The 22,313-nt window shown below is 63.9% G+C and carries 14 protein-coding genes and 1 tRNA gene; 2 read left to right on the top strand and 13 right to left on the bottom strand.

What is annotated here, in order from left to right; all coding sequences use genetic code 11:
- From QWY74_RS07855 to QWY74_RS07825, 7 genes are all read right to left on the bottom strand, one after another.
- A tRNA-Ser gene (locus QWY74_RS07855) sits at window positions 1-93 on the bottom strand.
- A 103-nt stretch (window positions 94-196) separates the two neighbouring features.
- A complete protein-coding gene (gene csrA, locus QWY74_RS07850) occupies window positions 197-394 on the bottom strand; it encodes a carbon storage regulator CsrA (RefSeq protein WP_264824216.1) in 198 nt (65 codons plus the stop codon).
- A gap of 216 nt (window positions 395-610) precedes the next feature.
- The gene (locus QWY74_RS07845; protein WP_264824217.1) at window positions 611-1,861 is read right to left on the bottom strand and encodes an aspartate kinase; all 1,251 of its coding nucleotides are present in this window, start codon (window positions 1,859-1,861) and stop codon (window positions 611-613) included.
- A gap of 102 nt (window positions 1,862-1,963) precedes the next feature.
- The gene (gene alaS / locus QWY74_RS07840) at window positions 1,964-4,570 is read right to left on the bottom strand and encodes an alanine--tRNA ligase (RefSeq protein WP_264824218.1); all 2,607 of its coding nucleotides are present in this window, start codon (window positions 4,568-4,570) and stop codon (window positions 1,964-1,966) included.
- A gap of 190 nt (window positions 4,571-4,760) precedes the next feature.
- Complete coding sequence (locus QWY74_RS07835; protein WP_264824219.1) at window positions 4,761-5,225, bottom strand: regulatory protein RecX; 465 nt, start codon at window positions 5,223-5,225, stop codon at window positions 4,761-4,763.
- A 3-nt stretch (window positions 5,226-5,228) separates the two neighbouring features.
- Window positions 5,229-6,296: a recombinase RecA gene (recA, locus tag QWY74_RS07830; RefSeq protein WP_264824220.1), complete on the bottom strand. Its 1,068-nt coding sequence runs from the start codon at window positions 6,294-6,296 to the stop codon at window positions 5,229-5,231.
- 123 nt (window positions 6,297-6,419) lie between these two features.
- On the bottom strand, window positions 6,420-6,935 hold the full coding sequence (locus QWY74_RS07825; RefSeq protein ID WP_290314095.1) for a CinA family protein: 516 nt from the start codon (window positions 6,933-6,935) through the stop codon (window positions 6,420-6,422).
- A gap of 168 nt (window positions 6,936-7,103) precedes the next feature.
- Between QWY74_RS07825 and mutS the strand changes: the two genes are divergently transcribed.
- On the top strand, window positions 7,104-9,689 hold the full coding sequence (mutS, locus tag QWY74_RS07820) for a DNA mismatch repair protein MutS (RefSeq protein ID WP_264824222.1): 2,586 nt from the start codon (window positions 7,104-7,106) through the stop codon (window positions 9,687-9,689).
- Window positions 9,690-9,833: 144 nt separating this feature from the next.
- A complete protein-coding gene (fdxA, locus tag QWY74_RS07815) occupies window positions 9,834-10,157 on the top strand; it encodes a ferredoxin FdxA (protein WP_264824223.1) in 324 nt (107 codons plus the stop codon).
- A gap of 493 nt (window positions 10,158-10,650) precedes the next feature.
- On the opposite strand, the gene eno is transcribed toward fdxA, so the two are convergent.
- The 6 genes from eno to aroB form a co-directional block, all read right to left on the bottom strand.
- The gene (gene eno / locus QWY74_RS07810; protein ID WP_264824224.1) at window positions 10,651-11,943 is read right to left on the bottom strand and encodes a phosphopyruvate hydratase; all 1,293 of its coding nucleotides are present in this window, start codon (window positions 11,941-11,943) and stop codon (window positions 10,651-10,653) included.
- A 42-nt stretch (window positions 11,944-11,985) separates the two neighbouring features.
- Window positions 11,986-12,837 (bottom strand): 3-deoxy-8-phosphooctulonate synthase, encoded by an 852-nt coding sequence (kdsA, locus tag QWY74_RS07805; protein WP_264824225.1) that lies wholly within the window; start codon window positions 12,835-12,837, stop codon window positions 11,986-11,988.
- Between the two features lie 5 nt (window positions 12,838-12,842).
- Window positions 12,843-14,498 (bottom strand): CTP synthase, encoded by a 1,656-nt coding sequence (gene pyrG, locus QWY74_RS07800; RefSeq protein WP_264824226.1) that lies wholly within the window; start codon window positions 14,496-14,498, stop codon window positions 12,843-12,845.
- Window positions 14,499-14,863: 365 nt separating this feature from the next.
- Window positions 14,864-16,282 carry an FAD-dependent oxidoreductase gene (locus QWY74_RS07795; RefSeq protein ID WP_264824227.1) on the bottom strand — a complete coding sequence of 473 codons (1,419 nt, stop codon included), beginning with the start codon at window positions 16,280-16,282 and terminating at the stop codon, window positions 14,864-14,866.
- 42 nt (window positions 16,283-16,324) lie between these two features.
- Complete coding sequence (gene gltB, locus QWY74_RS07790; RefSeq protein WP_290314093.1) at window positions 16,325-20,773, bottom strand: glutamate synthase large subunit; 4,449 nt, start codon at window positions 20,771-20,773, stop codon at window positions 16,325-16,327.
- Between the two features lie 429 nt (window positions 20,774-21,202).
- A complete protein-coding gene (gene aroB / locus QWY74_RS07785; RefSeq protein ID WP_290314091.1) occupies window positions 21,203-22,309 on the bottom strand; it encodes a 3-dehydroquinate synthase in 1,107 nt (368 codons plus the stop codon).
- Between the last annotated feature and the right edge of the window lie 4 nt (window positions 22,310-22,313).

Raw genomic sequence — 22,313 nt, 5'->3', positions numbered from 1 at the left:
TGGCGGAGAGAGAGGGATTCGAACCCTCGAAGGGGCTATTAACCCCTTACTCCCTTAGCAGGGGAGCGCCTTCAGCCACTCGGCCACCTCTCCCCATCGGCACGGTGCGTATCCTACCTATCAGAAACCCTGTTGTCCATACCTGGACGCGTTTTTTATCGTTCAAAGCCGTTATCAGCCAGTGCCGGAGCACGGCTCAAGGCATCTCGTCGTCGTGATCCTCGTCGGTCTTCTCGCGCTGAATGCGCTGATAGATCTCTTCACGATGCACGGCGACATCCTTGGGCGCATTCACGCCGATGCGGACCTGGTTTCCTTTGACCCCGAGAACGGTGACGGTTATGTCGTCACCCACCATCAGGGTTTCGCCCACACGGCGGGTCAGGATGAGCATGACTGATCTCCTTTTCAGACTTTGGCTTGCAACTAAGGGATGCATTCATCGACAGAGGACGACAACCCTCGCACTAAATCACCTAGAACCATGGCACGTTGTCGCCCTCAAGCCAAGCGTGATGCCCGGGACATTTGGCAACACGCCCGAAGGTGCACATCTTTCAGTGCATTGATCCATGTCTAACAGCGTAGAAGCTGTGACACGAAGCGAGGATTATTCTTGCTCAATGGCCGTCTTGTCGAGCCCGAAGGCCTCATGCAGGGCACGCACCGCGAGCTCCATGTGCTTCTCGTCGATGACCACCGAGATCTTGATCTCCGAGGTGGAGACCATGCGGATATTGATGTTTTCCGCCGACAGCACACGAAACATCTTGGAGGCCACACCGGCATGGGAGCGCATGCCCACACCGACGAGCGAGACCTTGGCGATGTTGTCGTCCGCCTTGAGCTCCCCTTCGCCCAGTGCCGGCAGAACCTGTTGCTTGAGGATGTCGAGGGTCTGCTTGTAATCCCCCTTGGCGACCGTGAAGGTGAAGTCGGTATAGCCACCGGAGGGAGCCACGTTCTGCACAATCATGTCGATCTCGATATTGGCATCGGCGATCGGCCCCAGGATCTTCGATGCCACACCCGGCACATCCGGCGTGTTGAGCAACGTCAGCTTGGCCTCATTGGCGGTAAAGGCAATACCGGAGATCAGCGGTTCTTCCATGGAATCCTCGTCATTATCGGAGTCTGCGACAATCAGCGTGCCCGGGCCTTCTTCGAAACTGGACAGCACACGCAGCGGAACATTGTATTTGCCGGCGAACTCGACGGCGCGAATCTGCAGCACCTTGGAACCCAGGCTGGCCAGCTCGAGCATCTCCTCGACGGTAATGGTGTCCAGACGCTGAGCCCGCGAGCAGACCCGCGGGTCCGTGGTATAGACACCATCGACATCGGTATAGATCTGGCACTCATCGGCATTCAGCGCAGCGGCCAGGGCGACACCGGTGGTATCGGACCCGCCGCGCCCCAGGGTCGTGATGTTGCCTTCCTCGTCGACCCCCTGAAAACCGGCCACAACGGCCACCTGACCATCATCCAGGTCGGCACGCATGTCCTCGGTCTCGATGCGCTGAATGCGCGCCTTGGTATGCGAGCTGTCGGTCAGAATGCCGACCTGCGACCCGGTGTAGGAAGTAGCCGGCACACCCAGCTTGTGCAGCGCCATGGCCAACAGCGAGATGGTCACCTGCTCGCCGGTGGAGACCAGCATGTCCATTTCGCGCGGCGTTGGCTCATCATTGATGTCGTTGGCCAGGCCGATCAGGCGATTGGTCTCGCCACTCATCGCGGAGACTACCACCACGACCTGATGGCCTTGATCGCGGAAGCGCTTGACCTTTTCGGCCACGGCCTTGATGCGCTCCACCGAGCCCACCGAGGTACCGCCAAACTTCTGTACGTATAGTGCCATTAATCGTTGCCCCTCTCTGGCGGGTTAACGTTCGAAGGAAAAACGGACCTTGCGCATAAAGCAAGGGCCGAAGGTATCTCCCCTTCGGCCCCGGGATTGCCATCAGAGCTTGTCGCCGACCCAGTCCGCGACGCTATCCAGGGCACCGGGCAACGCCGCAGCATCGCTGCCTCCGGCCTGGGCCATGTCAGGACGCCCACCGCCCTTGCCGCCCACTCGCGAAGCGACGTGATTGACCAGTTCACCGGCTTTCAATTGCGCGGTCAGATCCTGGGTGACACCGGCAATCAGACTGACCTTGCCGGCGCTTTCGTCAGCGACACCGAGCACCACCACGCCCGAGCCGATCTTGTTCTTGACCTGGTCCAGCAGGCCGCGAAGCTCCTTGCCGGACACGCCCTCGAGCTGCTTGGCCAGCACCTTCACGCCCTTGACCTCGCGCGCCTCGGCGAGCATGTCGCTGCCCGCCGCACTGGCCAGCCTTGCCTTGAGGCGCTCGAGCTCCTTCTCCATCTGCCGGTTGCCGTCGACCAGCGCGGCAACCCTTTCCTCGACCTGTTCGGGCTTGGCTTTGAGGCGCTCTCCCAGCCGCGCCACTCGCGCTTCCTGCTCGCGGAAATAGGCCAACGCGCCATCACCGGTCAGCGCCTCGATGCGTCGCACGCCGCTGGCAATGCCGACTTCGGCGACGATGTGGCAGCAACCGATATCGCCGCTGCGCGCCACGTGAGTCCCTCCGCAGAGCTCGATGGAAAAGTCATCGGCACCGATGGTCAGCACCCGCACGCTGTCGGCGTACTTGGCCTCGAAGAGTGCCGCGGCGCCCTTGGCTTTGGCCTGATCGAGGGTCATATGCTCGATACGGGTGGGCGCATTGGACAGCACCTGCTCATTGACCAGGCGTTCGACCTCGGCCAGTTGCTCCGCGCTCATCGGCTCGAAATGACTGAAGTCGAAACGCAGGCGTTCCGGCGTGACCAGCGACCCCTTCTGCTGAACATGCTCGCCGAGCACCATGCGCAGGGCCTGGTGCAGCAGGTGGGTGGCCGAGTGGTTGCGCACCGTGGCGGCGCGCAGGCTCGAGTCGACGCGCGGCGAGACCTCCGTTCCCACGGCCAGCTGGCCCTCCAGCAGGCGCCCACGGTGCAGGTGGTGGCCGGACTGCTTCTGGGTGTCCTCGACCAGAAAACGGCCGGTCTCGAGTTCGAGATAGCCAGTGTCGCCCACCTGGCCGCCCGATTCACCATAGAAGGGCGTCCGATCGAGCACCACCACACCGGACTGCTCGGCCTGAAGCTGCGCCAGCGCCTGGCCCTGCTCATCGATCAGTGCGATCACCCGGGCCCTGTCCTCGAGACGCTCATAGCCGGTGAATTCGCTCTCGCCATCGAGCTCCAGGGCGGCGCCATAATCGACCCCGAACTGACTGGCGGCACGGGCCCGCTGACGCTGCGCTTCCAGCTCGCGCTCGAAACCGGCCTCATCCAGCGAGACGCCGCGCTCGCGGCAGACATCCGCGGTGAGATCATAGGGAAAGCCGTAGGTGTCATAGAGCTTGAACACCGTCTCGCCGGCCAGCATATCCCCTTCCAGAGCATCCAGCGCCTCTCCCAGCATCCCCATGCCGTGTTCCAGGGTGCGGGCAAACTGTTCCTCCTCCTTGAGCAGAACACGCTCGATCTGGTCCCGAGCCTCGCGCAGCTCCGGATAGGCCTCGCCCATCTCCGCATCCAGTGCCGCCACCAGGGTGTGGAAGAAGCTGCCCTGGGCACCCAGCTTGTGACCGTGACGCACGGCACGACGAATGATCCGGCGCAGCACATAGCCCCGCCCCTCATTGGAAGGCATGACGCCATCGGCAATCAGGAAGGCGCAGGAACGGATATGATCGGCGATCACGCAGAGGGACGGCGCCATGATGTCATCATGCCCGGTGGCACTGGCGGCGGCCTTCAGCAGATTCTGGAAGAGGTCGATCTCATAGTTGGAGTGCACGCCCTGCATGACCGCCGCGATGCGCTCCAGCCCCATGCCGGTGTCGATGGACGGCCTGGGCAGCGGGTTCATGTTGCCGCCGGCATCGCGATCGAACTGCATGAACACCAGGTTCCAGATCTCGATGTAGCGATCCCCGTCCTCTTCCGGACTGCCGGGCGGGCCACCCCAGACCTCGGGGCCGTGATCGAAGAAGACCTCGGAGCTCGGCCCGCAGGGGCCGGTATCGCCCATCTGCCAGAAATTGTCGTCCTCTAGCCGCGAGAAGCGCTCGGGGTCGATGCCGACCTCGTCCTTCCAAATACGCTCGGCTTCTTCATCACTGACGTGCACCGTGACCCACAGCTTCTCGCGGGGCAGCCCCAGCACCTCGGTCAGAAAGCGCCAGGCAAACTGGATAGCATCACGCTTGAAGTAATCGCCGAAGCTGAAATTGCCCAGCATCTCAAAAAAGGTGTGGTGACGTGCGGTGTAACCGACGTTGTCCAGGTCATTGTGCTTGCCGCCGGCTCGCACGCAGCGCTGCGCCGAGGTGGCGCGCACATAGGAGCGCGGATCACGACCCAGGAAAACGTCCTTGAACGGCACCATGCCGGCATTGGTAAACAGCAGGGTCGGGTCGTTGTCCGGCACTAGGGAGCTCGTCGGGACGATGGTATGCCCTCGCTCCGCGAAGTAGCTCAGAAAGGCCTGTCTGATGTCTGCACTTTTCATGGAATATCCGTGACAATAAGCATGGTGGCCCGCCGGGCATCACGCCCGGGGCACTGGAAAGCCGGCAGAACGGCTCTGCATGATCCGGCGTGAGGGCATCCGGGGCAGTCGAGCCGGGCTTTCTTGGCAAAGGGAGACATTATAGCGCAGTCATCCGCCCACGACAGGGTGTGCAGGACAGACAGGCGGGTCAGGGGGTGTCCCAGGCATGCGTCATGGCATGACGAAGCTGGTCGAAATCGAAGCCTCTGCCGGCGAGGAAGCGCTCGCGACGGGCTCGTTCACGCGGGCTGTCGCCGGGCCCCGAAAAGCGCCGGGCCAGCACTGCCGCGGCGAGCTCGTACCAGTCGACTTCATCGGCCACTTCGTCGAATGCCTGGGCCTGGGTAGCATCGTCGATGCCACGCTGGCCCAGCTCGGCTCGCACCTTGACGGGGCCCTGGCCGCGCGCCACCCGCGAGCGCAGAAAGCTCTCGGCAAAGCGCTGATCCGACTGCAGCCCCTGCTCTTCCAGCTCGTCCAGGCAGGCTTCCACTTGGTCCGGTTCATGACCCTTGGCCGCCAGGCGCTGTCGCAGTTCCTGACGGCCATACTCGCGTCTCGCCAGCAGTCGGATGGCGTCATCCCGGGGCGAGCTGTCGGGCGTTGCGGTCATCGATCAGAGCACGCCGTCCTCGTGCTCACCGGCTTCACCGGAAGACGCCTCTTCCGGGTCTTCCTCGCGCGGCTCCGGAGCCGCCAGCAGCTGACCACGGATCTGTGACTCGATCTCTTCCATGACCGCCGGGTTGTCCTCGAGGTACTGTGCCGCATTGGCCTTGCCCTGGCCGATCTTGTTGCCCTGATAGCTGTACCAGGCACCCGCCTTGCTGACCAGGCCGCACTGCACGCCGAGATCGACCACTTCACCGGCGTGATAGATCCCCTTGCCATAGAGAATCTGGAACTCCGCCTGACGGAAGGGCGGCGCCACCTTGTTCTTGACCACCTTGACGCGGGTCTCGTTGCCGGTCACTTCGTCGCCCTGCTTCACCGAGCCGGTACGCCGGATGTCCAGGCGCACGCTGGAATAGAACTTCAGGGCATTGCCGCCGGTGGTGGTCTCGGGGCTGCCGAACATCACGCCGATCTTCATGCGGATCTGGTTGATGAAGACCACCGAGCAGTTGGCATTCTTCATGTGACCGGTGATCTTGCGCAGCGCCTGGGACATCAGGCGGGCCTGAAGGCCCACATGCGAGTCGCCCATCTCGCCCTCGATCTCGGCCCGCGGGGTCAGCGCCGCCACCGAGTCGATGATGATCAGGTCGACACCGCCCGAACGCACCAGCATGTCGCAGATTTCCAGGGCCTGTTCGCCGGTATCAGGCTGCGAGACCAGCAGGTCATCCAGGTTGACGCCGAGTTTTTCGGCATAACTCGGGTCCAGCGCATGCTCGGCATCGATGAAGGCACAGGTCTTGCCCTGCTTCTGCGCCTCGGCAATGACGGACAGCGTCAGTGTCGTCTTGCCCGAGGATTCCGGGCCGAAGATCTCGACCACCCGGCCGTAGGGCAGACCGCCGATACCCAGCGCAATATCCAGGCCCAGCGAGCCGGTGGATACCGAGGGCATGACCACACGCGGCGTGTCGCCCAGCCGCATCACGGTTCCCTTGCCGAACTGGCGCTCGATCTGCGAAAGCGCGGCATCCAGCGCCTTGGAACGGTTCTCGTCCTGAGCCATGAAGGCCTCCTAAGCGATAGCGAAACATCGGTGTCAGCAGGAAAGAGCGCCCTGCTCTTTACTGTATGATTGAACAGTATTATGGCGAAAAAAACACGTCTCGACCAGCCCCCGGGCGACGCTTTAGTCGTCGGCCGACAACCAGCGCACCAGACCGGCCAGTGCCTCCTTGACCGCGGCCTGACGGACCGCCTCGCGATCGCCGGTGAGGTGCAGGCATTCGGCCGAGCATTGCCATTGATTGCCCCAGGCCAGCCAGACGGTCCCTACAGGCTTTTCCGGCGTGCCCCCCGCAGGGCCAGCCACTCCGCTGATGGCCACCGTCAGGTCAGCACCGCTGTCGGCACAGGCGCCGGCCACCATGGCCTCAACCACAGGGCGACTGACCGCGCCATGGGTCGTCAGCAGCGACTCGTCAACGCCCAGCAGGCGTTGCTTGGCGCCGTTCGAATAGGTCACATAGCCTGTCTCGAAATACTCGGAGCTGCCGGCAATCGCCGTGATGGCGCTGGACACGCCGCCACCGGTGCAGGACTCCGCGGCGCTCACCAGGATGCGCCGCTGTCGACATAATACCCCCAGGCGTTCGGCCAGACGCTCGGCATCCAGGGGCTCGGCGCTTTCGGCATGCAAAGCCATGATCGGTTCTCCCGCTGAGTAGGTGATGGGCGACGGGGCAACACAGGCCCCTGACGCCGCACTTCCTTGAGCGTAGAATACTGGGTTTGACTGCGACATGCATGACATCCCCCGCGGTAATACCAATGCCCGTGTCGCCTCAATCCGACCTGCCCGTCAAGGAAGCCCATGTCCAAGGCCAGCACCTCTCATACCCCGATGATGGCCCAGTACCTGAAGATCAAGCGCGAACACCCCGACGTGCTGCTCTTCTACCGTATGGGCGATTTCTACGAGCTGTTTTACGACGACGCCCGACGCGCCGCCGGCATCCTCGACATCACCCTGACCCAGCGGGGTCAGTCGGCCGGGCAACCGATCCCCATGGCGGGCGTCCCCTACCACAGCGCCGAAGGCTATCTGGCGCGCCTGGTCGCTGCCGGCGAATCGGTCGCGATCTGCGAGCAGATGGGCGACCCGAACACCGCCAAGGGGCCGGTGGAGCGCCAGGTGGTGCGTATCGTCACACCCGGCACCCTGTATGACGAGGCCTTGCTGGATGCCCGTCGCGACAACCTGGTGGTTGCCCTGAACGCCACGGGAGAGCACTGGGGGCTGGCCTGGCTGGAGCTCTCCAGTGGCCGCTTCAGCGTGCTCGAGGTCGACAGCGAGAGCGAGGCCCTGGCCGAGATCACGCGACTCGATCCGGCGGAACTGCTGGTTGCCGAGAGCCTAAGTCTGCCGCCGGAACTGGCCACTCATCAGGGTCTGCGCCGCGAGAGCGACTGGCTATTTGACCTGGAAAGCGCCAACCGCACCCTCTGTGACCAGTTTGCCGTTCAGGATCTCAAGGGCTTCGGCTGTGCCCACCTGGAGGCCGCCATCACCGCCGCCGGGGTGTTGGTCGACTATGCCCGCGACACGCAGCGCTCGCCATTGCCCCATGTCACGGCCATCGGCGTGGAGAACCGTGACGACGCGGTGGTGATCGACGCGGCCAGCCGCCGCAATCTGGAGATCGGCGTCAATCTCGGGGGTGGCCACGACAACACCCTGGCCAGTGTGCTCGACACCACCACCACGGCCATGGGCTCGCGACTGCTCAAGCGCTGGCTGAACCGCCCGCTGCGCGATCGCGCCCGGGTGGCCGGCCGCCAGGCAGCGGTGGCGTTGCTTCTGGATGGCGATGCCCATGAGGCTCCACGCACCATCCTCAAGGCCATCGGCGACGTGGAACGCATTCTGGCTCGCGTGGCCCTCTACAGTGCGCGGCCACGCGATCTGGCCAGGCTACGCGATGCGCTGAATGCGCTGCCGGAGCTCGAGGCCGAGCTCGCGCGCTTCGCCACGGGCACCGCGCTCGATGATCTGAAGCACCGCATTCACCCCTACCCGACGCTGTCCGACACCCTGAGTCGCGCCCTGGTCGACAACCCGCCGGTGGTGATTCGCGATGGCGGCGTCATCGCCGAGGGCTTCGACGCCGAGCTCGATGAGCACCGCGGACTGGCCGAGCATGCCGGCGACTACCTGATCGAGCTCGAGACCCGTGAGCGCGAACGTACCGGCCTGCCCGGCCTCAAGGTCGGCTACAACCGCGTGCACGGCTATTTCATCGAGCTCCCCCGCGCCCAGGCCCAGGAGGCGCCGGTGGACTACATCCGCCGCCAGACGTTGAAAAACGCCGAGCGCTTCATCATCCCCGAGCTCAAGGAGTTCGAGGACAAGGCCCTGTCCGCCAAGTCCCGCGCCCTGGCACGCGAAAAGCTGCTTTACGACAGCCTGCTTGATGATCTCAACGCCGAACTGGCGACACTGCAGGCCACCGGCCAGGCGCTCGCCGCCCTGGACGTGCTGGCCACCCTGGCCGAGCGCGCCCGGGCCCTCGATTTCGTGCAACCCGAGCTGCCCGAGGCGCCAGGGCTGGACATCCGGGGCGGCCGGCACCCGGTGGTCGAGCAGGTCAGCGACGCGCCCTTCGTGCCCAACGACCTGCGCATGGACGACGAGCGGCGCATGCTGGTGATCACTGGTCCTAACATGGGCGGCAAGTCGACTTACATGCGCCAGGCCGCGCTGATTACCCTACTGGCACACACCGGCAGCTTCGTGCCCGCCGATGCCGCCTCGGTCGGGCCGGTGGACCGCATCTTCACGCGCATCGGCTCCTCGGATGATCTGGCCGGGGGGCGCTCGACCTTCATGGTCGAGATGACCGAGACCGCCAACATCCTGCACAACGCCACCGACCATAGCCTAGTGCTGATGGACGAAATCGGCCGCGGCACCAGCACTTTCGACGGCCTGTCGCTGGCCTGGGCCAGTGCCGAGCAGTTGACCCGCAGCCAGGCCTTCACGCTGTTCGCCACCCACTACTTCGAGATGACGGCACTCGCCGAGCAGGTCGAGGGCGTGGCCAATGTGCATCTGACCGCCACCGAGCATCAGGACGGCATCGTCTTCATGCATCGCGTGGAGGACGGCCCGGCCAGTCAGAGTTACGGCCTGCAGGTCGCCCAGCTGGCGGGCGTGCCACAGGACGTCATTGCCCGCGCGCGGGAGAAGCTGGCGGTGCTGGAACAGCAGGAAATCGACCAGGGGCAGCGCGACCGGACATCCGGGACCCACGGCACCTCGACGAACAGCCCTCAGCAGGCCGATCTCTTTGCCAGCGCCCCCCACCCCATGGTGGAAAGTCTGGGCTCACTGGGCGTCGACAACATGACGCCCAGGCAGGCGCTGGAGTGGCTGTATCACTGGAAGGAAAGGCTCTAGCTGTCTTGCGGTCGGCAAGGCGGCACGACTAGAATGGAGCCAAAGCATAAAGATATTATAAGATATATCTTTTTTATAACCAAACATCATCACAAGTGACCGATTGGCCGCGGCACACCCTCGGCCCGAGGAAGGGAGACAGAGATGACATTCGTCGTCACCGAAAACTGCATCAAGTGCAAGTACACCGACTGTGTCGAGGTCTGCCCGGTGGACTGCTTCTACGAAGGCCCCAATTTCCTGGTGATCCATCCTGACGAGTGCATCGACTGCGCCCTGTGTGAACCGGAGTGCCCCGCCGAGGCCATCTACTCGGAGGACGAGCTGCCCGAGGGGCAGGAGCAGTTCATCGAGATCAATGCCGAACTCGCCGAGACTTGGCCGAACATCACCGAGAAGCAGGATCCGCCGGAAGATGCCGAACAGTGGGACGGCAAGACCGGCAAACTGGAGCATCTGGAGCGCTGAAGACGGCGCCCAGCGAAAGCCATCGATAGAAACGCGCCGGATGTCGCGAGGCATCCGGCGCGTCTGTATCCGGCCCTTGCCCGGCCCGCCTGGCCGATGGCCAGCCACAAAAAAGGCGGCCCTAAGGCCGCCCGCTCCTAGCTCGTCCTTGAGCGATTCCTTTCGCTCACGTCCTGAGTGTTGTCCCTGCACGGAGGCGACGTCCTGTCACACCGCGCGCACTCGAGATGCATCCCGTAGCATCCTGCCGGAAGAGCCTGGCTCTCCCTTGTCCCGAGTGCATTGTGGCACGGCTGCACAACTACACAACTTGACGATCACCAATGCCGAGCACAGCCGGAAATCACGACCTGCAAAAAACTCCTTTTAAGTCAATTGCATAAAAAAGACTGACGTCATGAACGCCAGTCTTCCGAGGATTTATCGGGTCAATCTCGTCGCTTGCGTGTAGGCAATCTCCTACAAAACGACGGGCAATTGTCGGCGAAACGCCTTACTGACCCTTGATCGCCCCACGGCCGGGATAGGCGGCGCGCGAACCCAGATCATGCTCGATGACCAGCAGGCGGTTGTACTTGGCCACCCGGTCACTGCGACACAGTGAGCCTGTCTTGATCTGACCGGCACTGGTGCCCACGGCCAGGTCGGCAATGGTGGTGTCCTCGGTCTCGCCGCTGCGATGCGAGATCACGGCCGTGAACCCGGCGTCCTGAGCCATGCGGATGGCGTCCAGGGTCTCGGAGAGCGAGCCGATCTGGTTGAACTTGATGAGAATGGAGTTACCGATGCCTTCGTCGACACCCCGCTTGAGAATGCGCGTGTTGGTCACGAACAGGTCATCGCCGACCAGCTGCACGCGATCGCCCAGGCGGTCGGTCAGCGCCTTCCAGCCATCCCAGTCGGACTCGTCCATGCCATCCTCGACGGACACCACCGGATACTGGTCACACAGCTCGGCCAGGTAATCGACAAAGCCGGCGGCATCATGGGACTTGCCCTCGCCGGAGAGCACGTACTGGCCGTCGCGGTAGAATTCGCTGGCGGCACAGTCCAGGGCCAGGGTGATATCGCGCCCCAGCTCGTAGCCGGCATCCGCCACGGCCTGCTTGATCACCGCCAGCGCCTCGACATTGGAATCCAGGTTCGGCGCGAAACCGCCCTCGTCACCAACGGCGGTGGACAACCCCCGACCCGCCAGTACCTTCTTGAGGGCGTGGAAGACCTCGGCCCCCATGCGCAGCGCTTCCTGGAAGCTGTCGGCGCCCACGGGCTGGATCATGAACTCCTGAATATCGACATTGTTGTCGGCATGTTCACCGCCGTTGAGGATGTTCATCATCGGCACCGGCATGCTGAACTGTGCCGGCGTGCCATACAGCTCGGCGATGTGGGCATACAACGGCACGTCCCGGTCACTGGCGGCGGCCTTGGCGGCGGCCAGCGACACCGCGAGAATCGCGTTGGCGCCCAGGCTCGCCTTGTTGTCGGTGCCGTCCAGCTCGAGCATGGCGTTGTCCAGGCCACGCTGATCGCTGGCGTCCATGCCGGTCAGGCGCTCGCGGATCGGCCCGTTGACCGCTGAGACGGCCCTGGTGACGCCCTTGCCGAGATAGCGCGACTTGTCCCCATCACGCAGCTCGAGGGCTTCACGCGAGCCGGTGGAGGCCCCGCTGGGCGCACAGGCTTCTCCGCGAGCACCGCTTTCCAGCTGGACCTCGGCGTGCACGGTCGGGTTGCCACGAGAATCAAGCACCTCGAGGGCGCGAATATCGACGATCTTGGTCATGGGTCCTGTCATCCTTTTTCGAGTCGGTCAGCGTTGAAGAAATCAGTCTATGCGCAGCGGGTCAAACCCCTTCACCAGATCATCCAGCGCCTTGAGCTGTGCCAGGAAAGGCTCCAGCCGGTTCAGGGGCAGGGCACAGGGGCCGTCACACTTGGCATTGTCCGGATCGGGGTGGGCCTCGAGAAAGAGTCCCGCCAGCCCCACGGCCACGCCGGCGCGGGCAAGCTCGGCAACCTGGGCGCGGCGCCCGTCGGCGCTGTCGGCCCGGCCGCCGGGGCGCTGCAGCGCGTGGGTGACGTCGAACAACAAGGGATGGCCGGTCTGTTTCATGTCGCCGAAACCGAGCATGTCGACCACCAGGTTGTTGTAACCGAAGCTGGAGCCCCGCTCGCAGAGAATCAGACGGTCGTTTCCCGCCTCGCGACACTTGGCGATGATATGGCGCATTTCATGGGGGGCCAGGAATTGCGGCTTCTTGATATTGATCACGGCCCCGGTCTCGGCCATGGCCACGACCAGGTCGGTCTGGCGAGCCAGAAAGGCCGGGAGCTGGATGACATCGGCGACCTCGGCCACCGGCGCGGCCTGCCAGGGCTCGTGCACGTCGGTGATCACCGGCACCCCGAAACGCGCCTTGATCTCGGCGAGCATCTCGACGCCCTTTTCCATGCCCGGGCCCCGGAAGGAATGGATGGAGCTGCGGTTGGCCTTGTCGAAGCTGGCCTTGAAGACATAGGGGATACCCAACTTCGCGGTGGCCTGCACATAGGCGTCGGCCACCTCGATGGCCATCTCCCGCGACTCCAGCACATTCATGCCACCGAACAGGGCCAGCGGCAGGGAATTGCCGACCCGAAGGCCGGCCAGTTCAATGAGGCGTTCGGGGTCGGCCATGGCCACTACTCCTGAGGCGTGGAATGTGCGCGGGTTCTGGCCGCCTTGTGCTCCAGCGCCGCGTTAACGAAGCCGGTGAACAGCGGGTGGCCGTCACGCGGGGTCGAGGTGAACTCCGGGTGGAACTGGCAGGCCACGAACCAGGGGTGGTCCGGGAGCTCGACCATCTCGACCAGAGAGCCATCGACACTCTTGCCCGAGACCACCAGACCGGCCTTTTCCAGGTCCTCGACGAACTGGTTGTTGACCTCGAAGCGGTGACGGTGCCGCTCGACGATCTCGTCGTCGCCATAGGCCTCGCGGGCACGGGTATTCGGCGCCAGACGGCAGACCTGGCCGCCGAGGCGCATGGTCCCGCCGAGGTCGGAGGCCTCGTCGCGCAGCTCGATATGGCCTTCCGGGCTGATCCACTCGGTGATCAGGCCGACCACCGGGTGCTGGGTGTCACGCGTGAACTCGGTGGAGTTGGCGTCTTCCCAGCCGGCCATGTGGCGGGCGAACTCGATGACGGCGACCTGCATGCCGAGGCAGATGCCCAGGTAGGGAATCCTTTTCTCGCGGGCGAAGCGAGCCGCGGCGATCTTGCCCTCGACCCCGCGTTCGCCGAAGCCTCCCGGCACCAGGATGGCATCCTTGCCGGCCAGCCGCTCGGGGCCATGGTGTTCGATGTCTTCGGAGTCGATGTGATCGATATTGACCTTGATACGCGACTGGATGCCGGCGTGAATCAGGGCTTCATTAAGCGACTTGTAGGCGTCGAGCAGCTCCATGTACTTGCCGACCATGGCGATATTGATCGACTTGAGCGGATTGAGCTTGGCATCGAGGACGCGGATCCACTCGTCGAGCCTGGCCTCGCCGGGTTCGAGGCGCAGCTTGTCGCATACGATGTCGTCCAGGCCATGCTCGTGCAGCATCAGCGGAATGCGATAGATGGTATCGGCATCCTGCAGCGGCACCACGGCCCGCTCCTCGACATTGGTGAACAGCGCGATCTTGCGGCGTTCACTTTCCTCGAGCTCGACTTCGCTGCGACAGATCAGGATATCCGGCTGGATGCCGATGGAGCGCAGTTCCTTGACGCTGTGCTGTGTGGGCTTGGTCTTGGTCTCGCCGGCCGTCTGGATGTAGGGCACCAGCGTCAGGTGCATGAAGATGGCCTTGCTGGCGCCCTGTTCGCTGCGGATCTGGCGAATCGATTCGAGAAACGGCAGCGATTCGATATCACCCACCGTGCCGCCGATCTCGACCAGCGCCACATCGAAGCCCTTGCCGCCTTCGTAGACCCGACGCTTGATCTCGTCGGTAATGTGCGGGATGACCTGAACGGTGCCCCCCAGGTAGTCGCCGCGGCGTTCCTTGCGCAGCACGTGTTCGTAGACACGCCCGGTGGTGAAGTTGTTGCCCTGGGTCATCTTGGTGCGGATGAAGCGCTCGTAATGCCCCAGATCGAGGTCGGTCTCGGCGCCATCCTCGGTGACGAAGACCTCACCATGCTGAAAGGGGCTCATGGTGCCGGGATCCACATTGATGTAGGGATCGAGCTTGAGCATGGTGACCTTGAGACCGCGGGCCTCGAGAATCGCCGCCAGCGAAGCAGACGCGATGCCCTTGCCGAGAGAGGACACAACGCCGCCGGTCACGAAGATATATCGTGTCATGGAGAACCTGTCGAAACGTGATCGGTAGGCCCGGCAGAAAGCCGCGCCAGGATGGGACGACAGACTAGCAGATCCGGACCGCCCGCTCAATTTTGGCGACTGGCCACATCGAGGCGATTCACAGCGGAGTGGCCCGTCGACAAGTCTGCGAGGAGGCGCCATGAATACTTCCCTGTAGGCTACCGACGCCATCCATGGCGTCGGACCTCCTCTTCGACTAGTCCCCGGGCCCCAATGCATTGTCCCGAGTCAGAGTTCGACCCACGACACGCTTGGCGGACTGCATCTTACCTCTTCCCTCTTCCCTCTTACCTCTTACCTCGCAGCTCGCAGCTCGTAGCTCGCAGCTCGTCGCCAACCGCGCGTCACACATCCAGATAATCGAGAATGCCTTCGCCGGCCTGGCGTCCCTCGAACACCGCCGTTACCACCAGATCGGAGCCACGCACCATGTCCCCACCGGCGAAGATCTTCTGGTTGGTGGTCTGGAAGGCGTAGGCGCCCTCTTCCGGCGCCTTGACCCGGCCCTTGTCGTCGAGCTCGATGCCAACGCTTTCGAACCAGGGGGGCGGGTTCGGCTGGAAGCCGAAGGCGATGACCACGGCATCGGCGGGCACGACCTCCTCGGAGCCGGGTACCACCTCGGGACGCTGGCGGCCGTTCTCGTCAGGCTCGCCCAGACGGGTACGTACCACCTTGATGCCTTCGACACGCTCCTCGCCGACCACCGCTACCGGCTGGCGGTTGAACAGGAAGTCGACGCCTTCCTCGCGGGCGTTGGCCACCTCCTTGCGTGATCCCGGCATGTTCTCTTCGTCCCGCCGATAGGCGCAGGTCACCGCGGCGGCCCCCTGGCGAATCGCCGTGCGGTTGCAGTCCATGGCGGTGTCGCCACCGCCCAGCACCACCACCCGCTGCCCGGCGAGGGAGACATAGTCGGCCGGGTCGGTCTCGAAGCCCAGGCAGTGATTGACGTTGGCGACCAGGTAGTCGAGCGCCTTGTGCACACCGGGCAGGTCTTCCCCGGGGAAGCCGCCTTCCATGTACTTGTAGGTGCCCATGCCCAGAAAGACCGAGTCGTACTCGTCGAGCAGCTCATCGAAGGCCAGGTCCTTGCCGACATCGACGCCGAGGCGGAACTCCACGCCCATTTCCTCGAAGACCGCCCGGCGACGTTCCATGACCGTCTTCTCGAGCTTGAACTCGGGGATACCGAAGGTCAGCAGGCCGCCGATCTCGGGGTATTTGTCGTACACCACGGCCTTGACGCCGCTGCGCACCAGGATGTCGGCGCAGCCGAGTCCGGCCGGGCCGGCCCCGATGATCGCCACGCGCTTGTCGGTCCAGGACACCTTGGACATATCCGGGCGCCAGCCCATGGCGAAGGCGGTGTCGGTGATGTATTTCTCCACCGAGCCGATGGTCACCGCGCCGAAGCCGTCGTTGAGGGTGCAGTCGCCCTCGCAGAGGCGGTCCTGAGGGCAGACGCGGCCGCAGACCTCCGGCAGCGAGTTGGTGCGGTGCGACATCTCGGCGGCTTCCAGGATATTGCCCTCGCTGACCAGCTGCAGCCAGTTGGGAATATAGTTGTGCACCGGGCACTTCCACTCGCAGTAGGGATTGCCGCAGTGCAGGCAGCGATGCGCCTGGGCCGCGGCATCCTGCGGCTGATAGGGCTCGTAGATCTCGGCGAACTGTTTCGCTCGCGTGCGCGCCGGCTTCTTATCGGGGTCCTGACGCCCGACGTCGATGAACTGAAAATCGTTGTGCAGACGGTTAGCCATGTTCTGTGCTCCTGGGGAACGAACCTGATCGATGCGCCGATGTCATTCCGGTTGGCGCCGGGACTGATCCAGCAGGCTGGCAAGGCTCGCCGCCTTGGGCTTCACCAGCCAGAAATGACGGATGTAGTCGCTGAAATCCTCGAGCATGTCGCGGCCGCGCTGCGAGCCGGTTTCCGCGACGAACTCCTCGATGACTTCCCTCAGGTGTCGACGATGGGCCTCCATGGCCTCGATGTTGACCCGGTGAATCTCCACCAGTTCGTGGTTGTACTTGTCGACGAAGGTGCGATCCTCGTCGTAGACATAGGCAAAGCCGCCGGTCATGCCGGCACCGAAGTTGATGCCGGTCTCGCCGAGCACCGCCACCACACCGCCGGTCATGTACTCGCAGCAGTGGTCGCCAGCGCCCTCAATGACCGCATGGGCACCCGAGTTGCGCACCCCGAAGCGCTCGCCGGCCATGCCGGAGGCAAACAGCTTGCCGCCGGTGGCACCATACAGACAGGTATTACCGATGATGGCCGTCCGGTGACTCTCGAAATGGCTCTCGCGAGGCGGCACGACCACCACACGACCACCGTTCATGCCCTTGCCGACATAGTCGTTGGCATCGCCTTCCAGATAGAGGTGCAGCCCCCGAGCATTCCAGACGCCAAAGCTCTGGCCGGCCACGCCGCGGAAACGCACCGTCAGTGGCGCCTCTTCGAGGCCGGGCTCGCCATGGCGCTTGGCGATGGCACCCGAGACCAGAGCCCCCACGCTGCGGTCACAGTTGGTGATGGCGAAGTCGAACTCACCGCCTGTCTTGGTCTCGATGGCCGTCTTCAGCGCCGCCAACAATTCCTGGTTCTTGGCCCCCGGGTCGTGGGGCACATTGCGATTCACGCGGCAGAACTGCGGTGCCTCGGCCGGCACGAAGTCGTTGGTCATCAGTGGCGACAGGTCCAGCCCGCGCTGCGACGCCGTGGTGCCTTCCAGGATCTCGAGCAGATCGGTACGCCCGATCAGATCGGTCAGCTGGCGAACCCCCAGCATGGCCATGAGCTCACGCACTTCCTCGGCAATGAAACGGAAGTAGTGCTTGACCATGTCCACCGTGCCGCGGAAATGCTCGTCGCGCAGCGCCTGATGCTGGGTGGCAACCCCGGTGGCACAGTTGTTGAGGTGGCAGATGCGCAGGTACTTGCAGCCCAGCGCCACCATCGGGGCCGTGCCGAAGCCGAAGCTCTCGGCGCCCAGAATGGCCGCCTTGATCACGTCCAGGCCGGTCTTCAGGCCGCCATCGGTCTGCAGGCGAATCTTGTCGCGCAGGCCATTGAGGCGCAGTGCCTGGTGTACCTCGGGCAGGCCGAGCTCCCAGGGGCTGCCGGCATGCTTGATCGAGGTCAGCGGACTGGCCGCCGTACCGCCATCGTAGCCGGAAACCGTGATCAAATCGGCATAGGCCTTGGCGACCCCGGTGGCGATGGTGCCGATGCCGGGCTCCGAGACCAGCTTGACCGAGACCTGGGCATCCGGGTTGACCTGCTTGAGGTCGAAGATCAGCTGGGCCAGGTCCTCGATGGAATAGATGTCATGGTGCGGCGGCGGGGAAATCAGTGTCACGCCGGGCACCGCATAGCGCAGGCGCGCGATCAGGCCGTTGACCTTGCCCCCCGGTAACTGGCCGCCCTCCCCGGGCTTGGCGCCCTGGGCCACCTTGATCTGCAGGACCTCGGCGTTGGCCAGATAGGCCGGCGTGACGCCGAAACGTCCCGAGGCGATCTGCTTGATCTTGGAACTGCGAATGGTGCCGTAGCGTGCCGGATCCTCCCCCCCTTCACCGGAGTTGGAGCGCCCGCCGGTCTCGTTCATGGCCTGGGCCAGCGACTCATGGGCTTCCGGTGACAGGGCGCCGAGCGACATGCCGGCGCTGTCAAAGCGCGGCAGCAGGTCTTCGACCGGCTCCACCTCCTCGAGCGGCAGGGCCGTCTCGGCGGGCTTGAGCCTAAGCAGGTCACGAATGGTCGCCGGATCGCGTTCGTTGACCAGGGAGGCAAACTTCTTCCACTTGGTATAGCTGCCTTCCTGGACCGCTTCCTGCAGCGCCTTGATCACGTCCGGGTTGTAGGCATGGTACTCGTGGCCATGCACATACTTCATCAGGCCACCCTGGGCGATCTGCTTGCGCGGCTTCCAGGCATCCCTGGCCAGCAGTTCCTGCTGAAGCTGCAGCTCGGCGAAGCCGGTGCCTTCGATACGCGACGCCATGCCGTCGAAGCACAGTTCCATGACCTCGGAGGCCAGGCCCACCGCCTCGAACAGCTGAGAGCCGCGGTAGGAGGCCAGGGTCGAGATGCCCATCTTGGAGAGAATCTTGAACAGCCCCTTCTGCAAACCCTTGCGATAGTTCTCGCGGGCATCCGCCGGATTGCCGACCAGCTCGCCGGTGCGATGCATGTCGGCCATGACCTGATAGGCCAGCCAGGGGTAGACCGCCGTGGCGCCCACACCGAACAGCACGGCCATCTGGTGAGCATCGCGGGCATAGCCGGTCTCGACGATCAGGTTGACCCGCGGGCGCAACGCCTTGCGGTTCAGGTGATGGTGCACTGCGCCGACGGCCAGTGCGGCCTGGATCGGCAGTTGCCCCTGCTCGAGCTCGGCATCCGACAGCACCAGCAGCACGCTGTCGCCGCGAGCCGCTTCTTCCGCTCGGGCACACAGCGCCTGCAGCGCCCCCTTGAGACTAGTGTGCTGAGGGTCATAGGCCAGCGGCAGGGTCAGGCTGGCGAAGGCGGGGTCTTCCTGGCTGACCAGCGCCGTGAACTTGCGCGGCGACAGTACCGGTGTGGTCAGGATCAGCCGATGGGCATGCTCCGGGGTCGAACGAAACACATTCAGTTCGGCACCGATGCAGCTTTCCAGCGACATCACGATGGCCTCGCGCAGCGGGTCGATCGCCGGGTTGGTAACCTGGGCAAACTTCTGGCGGAAATAATCGGTCAGCAAGCGCTGCTTGCGCGACAGCACGGCCATCGGGGTGTCATCCCCCATGGAGCCAACGCCTTCCTGACCGCTCTCGGCCAGCGGGCGCAGCACCTGATCGCGCTCCTCGAAGCTGACCTGAAACATCTTCTGCTGCACGGCCAGTCGATCGGCGTCCATGTTCTGGAAGCGCGCCAGTTCGGTGAGTGCCGACTCCAGGTAGTTGGCTTCCTGCTTGAGCCAGCGCTTGTAGGGATAGGCCGACTTGAGACGCTCGTCGATGTCGCGGGTGTGCAGCACCTCGCCGGTCTCGGTATCCACCGCCAGCACCTGACCGGGGCCGACCCGGCCCTTGGCGACCACGTCCTCGGGTCGGTAATCATAGGTGCCGATTTCCGAGGCCAGGGTGATATAGCCATTGCGCGTAATGACCCAGCGCGCCGGTCGCAGGCCGTTGCGGTCGAGCATGCACAGCGCCTGGCGGCCATCGGTCATGACCACGCCCGCCGGCCCATCCCAGGGCTCGGCGTGCATGGAGTTGTATTCATAAAAAGCGCGCAGGTCGCCGTCCATCATCTCGACGTTCTGCCAGGCCGGCGGCACCATCATGCGCACCGCGCGGTGCAGATCCATGCCGCCGGTTAGCAGCACTTCCAGCATGTTGTCCATGCTCGACGAATCCGACCCCGTGGTATTGACGATCTCGTCGAGCTCGGCGATGTCGGGCAGACGCTCGCTGGTGAAGTTTTCCTTGCGCGAGTTGGCCCAGCCGCGGTTGGCCTGGATGGTGTTGATCTCGCCATTGTGCGCCAGCAGGCGAAACGGCTGGGCCAGCGGCCAGCGCGGCGCCGTATTGGTGGAGAAGCGCTGATGAAAGACACAGATCGCCGTTTCCAGGCGCTCGTCCCCCAGGTCAGGATAGAAGGCCGGCAGGTCCACCGGCATGACCAGTCCCTTGTAGGACACGACCCTGGGTGACAGCGAGCTGACATAGAAGTCGGCATCCCCGGCCAATGCCTGCTCGGCATGGCGGCGCCCCATGAACAGCTCGACATCGAAGGTCGCGTCGTCGACATCCCCCGGTTCGACGAAGAGCTGACGAATCCGCGGCAGGCACTTCAGGGCCATGGGACCGCAGACGCTCGGGTCCACGGGCATCTCGCGCCAGCCCAGTACCTTCAGGCCGCGCCGGGTGAGTTCGCCTTCCAGAGTCTCGCGGCAATGCGCTTCACGCGCATCATCATCCGGCAGGAACACCGAACCCACGGCATAGCGCTCGCCCAGCTCGACGCCCAGCACCTCACGGGCCATGTCGCGCATGAAGGCATCGGGCATTTTCAACAAAAGGCCGCAGCCATCCCCCGTCTTGCCATCGGCAGCAATGCCGCCGCGATGGGTCATGCAGGTTAGGGATTCAATGGCCGTCTTAAGCAGGTCATGGCTTGCCTGCCCCTCCATGTGGGCAATCAAACCGAACCCGCAGTTGTCACGGAATTCGTCGGGCTGGTGGAGACCTCGGTTCATGGACGCGCCTCAGCTACGGTAGGTATTTTATATAACAGTGTCAGGTGTTATTGTGGTGGTTTTTTCTTTTTACATATGGCCTGAAAAAAGCCGTTGAATCGCGCGGCAAAAGGCAATCCAGAATAGCCACCCCTCGCCCCGGACGCAACGCCCGAGCTACGCCCGGCCGGCTGATTTATCCGCCAAATCCGTGACTTGCACAATTATTCAAGAAAAAAGCCCCGACAACTCAATAGCTTGCAAAACAGCCATACAACAGCTCGCCCCCGGCAGGAAGACACCAGACTTTGGTCTAAAACACCCGCTCCCCCCATGCCGATATAGCATAAGGCATACAGATTACCGCAAACAGAACGCTGACCTGCCCCAGACGACGACGCCCGCGTTCGAAACGCGGGCGTCATGTGAGCGGATGATTGGCGTCAGCGATCAGGCTCGCGGAAATTCCTCGAGCAATCTCACCAGCATCTCCGGCGGCGTCGCTTCATGCACGCAGGCGTCGCCCAACCGGCGTAGCAGGATCAGGCGCAGGCGATCATCGAGATTCTTCTTGTCGAGCCGCATGAGGGCCAGAAAATCCTCGGCCCGCATATCGCCCGGCGCCGCCAGCGGCAGGTCAGCAGCCTCTAGGAGGTGGCGGACACGGGCCACATCGGAGGCGTCGAGCCAGCCCAGCCGATGGGACAGCTCACTGGCCATCAGCATGCCGGCCCCGACCGCTTCGCCATGCAACCACTGCCCATAGCCCTGATGGGTTTCAATGGCATGCCCGAAGGTGTGCCCCAGGTTGAGCAGGGCTCGCACGTTCTGCTCGGTTTCATCCTCGGCGACGATCTCGGCCTTTAGGCGACAACTCCGCTCGATGGCCAGGGTTAGGGTCGCCGTATCGAGGCCCCGCAACATCGCCATGCTGGCTTCCAGCCAGGCCAGAAAGTCGCTATCACGAATCAGGCCATACTTGATGACCTCGGCGAGCCCCGCCGAGAGTTCACGCGGCGGCAGTGTCGTCAGGGTTTCAGTGTCGATTAGCACGGCCCGGGGCTGCCAGAAAGCGCCAATCATGTTCTTACCGCGCGGGTGATTGACCCCGGTCTTGCCACCCACGGATGAGTCCACCTGCGCCAACAGGGTCGTGGGCACCTGGATGAAGGCCACGCCACGCTGATAGCTGGCCGCGGCATAGCCGGCCATGTCGCCGATCACCCCGCCCCCCAGGGCAATCAGGGTGCAGCGCCGGTTGAATCCGGCCGCGAGCAGGGCATCCCAGATCCGTTCGACGCTGGCCAGGCTCTTGGTCGCCTCGCCATCCGGCAGGATGACCTCGCGCACGTCCAGGTCGTCGGAAAGCCCCTGCTTCAGCGCCTCGAGATATAGGGGCGCCACGCGGTCGTTGGTCACCACCATCACCTGTCGCCCGGCCAGGTGCGGCGCCAGCCACTGCGGGTCGCCCAGCAGGCCGGGGCCGATGTGGATCGGGTAGCTGCGCTCGCCCAGCGAGACCGGCAGCGTGGTCAGGGCGTCGTCGGATGAAGTCATGGCA

It is taken from the genome of Halomonas almeriensis (genome assembly GCF_030409235.1).
In the GTDB taxonomy this organism is placed as follows: Bacteria; Pseudomonadota; Gammaproteobacteria; order Pseudomonadales; family Halomonadaceae; genus Halomonas; species Halomonas almeriensis.
Note: the sequence above shows the minus strand (reverse complement) of the source record. Positions and strands in the feature narration are given on the sequence as shown.

What these genes read in the sequence shown, in the direction of transcription:
- csrA (WP_264824216.1), bottom strand. Translation starts at nt 394, where the DNA reads ATGCTCATCCTGACCCGCCGTGTGGGCGAAACCCTGATGGTGGGTGAC.
- QWY74_RS07845 (WP_264824217.1), bottom strand. Translation starts at nt 1,861, where the DNA reads ATGGCACTATACGTACAGAAGTTTGGCGGTACCTCGGTGGGCTCGGTG.
- alaS (WP_264824218.1), bottom strand. Translation starts at nt 4,570, where the DNA reads ATGAAAAGTGCAGACATCAGACAGGCCTTTCTGAGCTACTTCGCGGAG.
- QWY74_RS07835 (WP_264824219.1), bottom strand. Translation starts at nt 5,225, where the DNA reads ATGACCGCAACGCCCGACAGCTCGCCCCGGGATGACGCCATCCGACTG.
- recA (WP_264824220.1), bottom strand. Translation starts at nt 6,296, where the DNA reads ATGGCTCAGGACGAGAACCGTTCCAAGGCGCTGGATGCCGCGCTTTCG.
- QWY74_RS07825 (WP_290314095.1), bottom strand. Translation starts at nt 6,935, where the DNA reads ATGGCTTTGCATGCCGAAAGCGCCGAGCCCCTGGATGCCGAGCGTCTG.
- mutS (WP_264824222.1), top strand. Translation starts at nt 7,104, where the DNA reads ATGTCCAAGGCCAGCACCTCTCATACCCCGATGATGGCCCAGTACCTG.
- fdxA (WP_264824223.1), top strand. Translation starts at nt 9,834, where the DNA reads ATGACATTCGTCGTCACCGAAAACTGCATCAAGTGCAAGTACACCGAC.
- eno (WP_264824224.1), bottom strand. Translation starts at nt 11,943, where the DNA reads ATGACCAAGATCGTCGATATTCGCGCCCTCGAGGTGCTTGATTCTCGT.
- kdsA (WP_264824225.1), bottom strand. Translation starts at nt 12,837, where the DNA reads ATGGCCGACCCCGAACGCCTCATTGAACTGGCCGGCCTTCGGGTCGGC.
- pyrG (WP_264824226.1), bottom strand. Translation starts at nt 14,498, where the DNA reads ATGACACGATATATCTTCGTGACCGGCGGCGTTGTGTCCTCTCTCGGC.
- QWY74_RS07795 (WP_264824227.1), bottom strand. Translation starts at nt 16,282, where the DNA reads ATGGCTAACCGTCTGCACAACGATTTTCAGTTCATCGACGTCGGGCGT.
- gltB (WP_290314093.1), bottom strand. Translation starts at nt 20,773, where the DNA reads ATGAACCGAGGTCTCCACCAGCCCGACGAATTCCGTGACAACTGCGGG.
- aroB (WP_290314091.1), bottom strand. Translation starts at nt 22,309, where the DNA reads ATGACTTCATCCGACGACGCCCTGACCACGCTGCCGGTCTCGCTGGGC.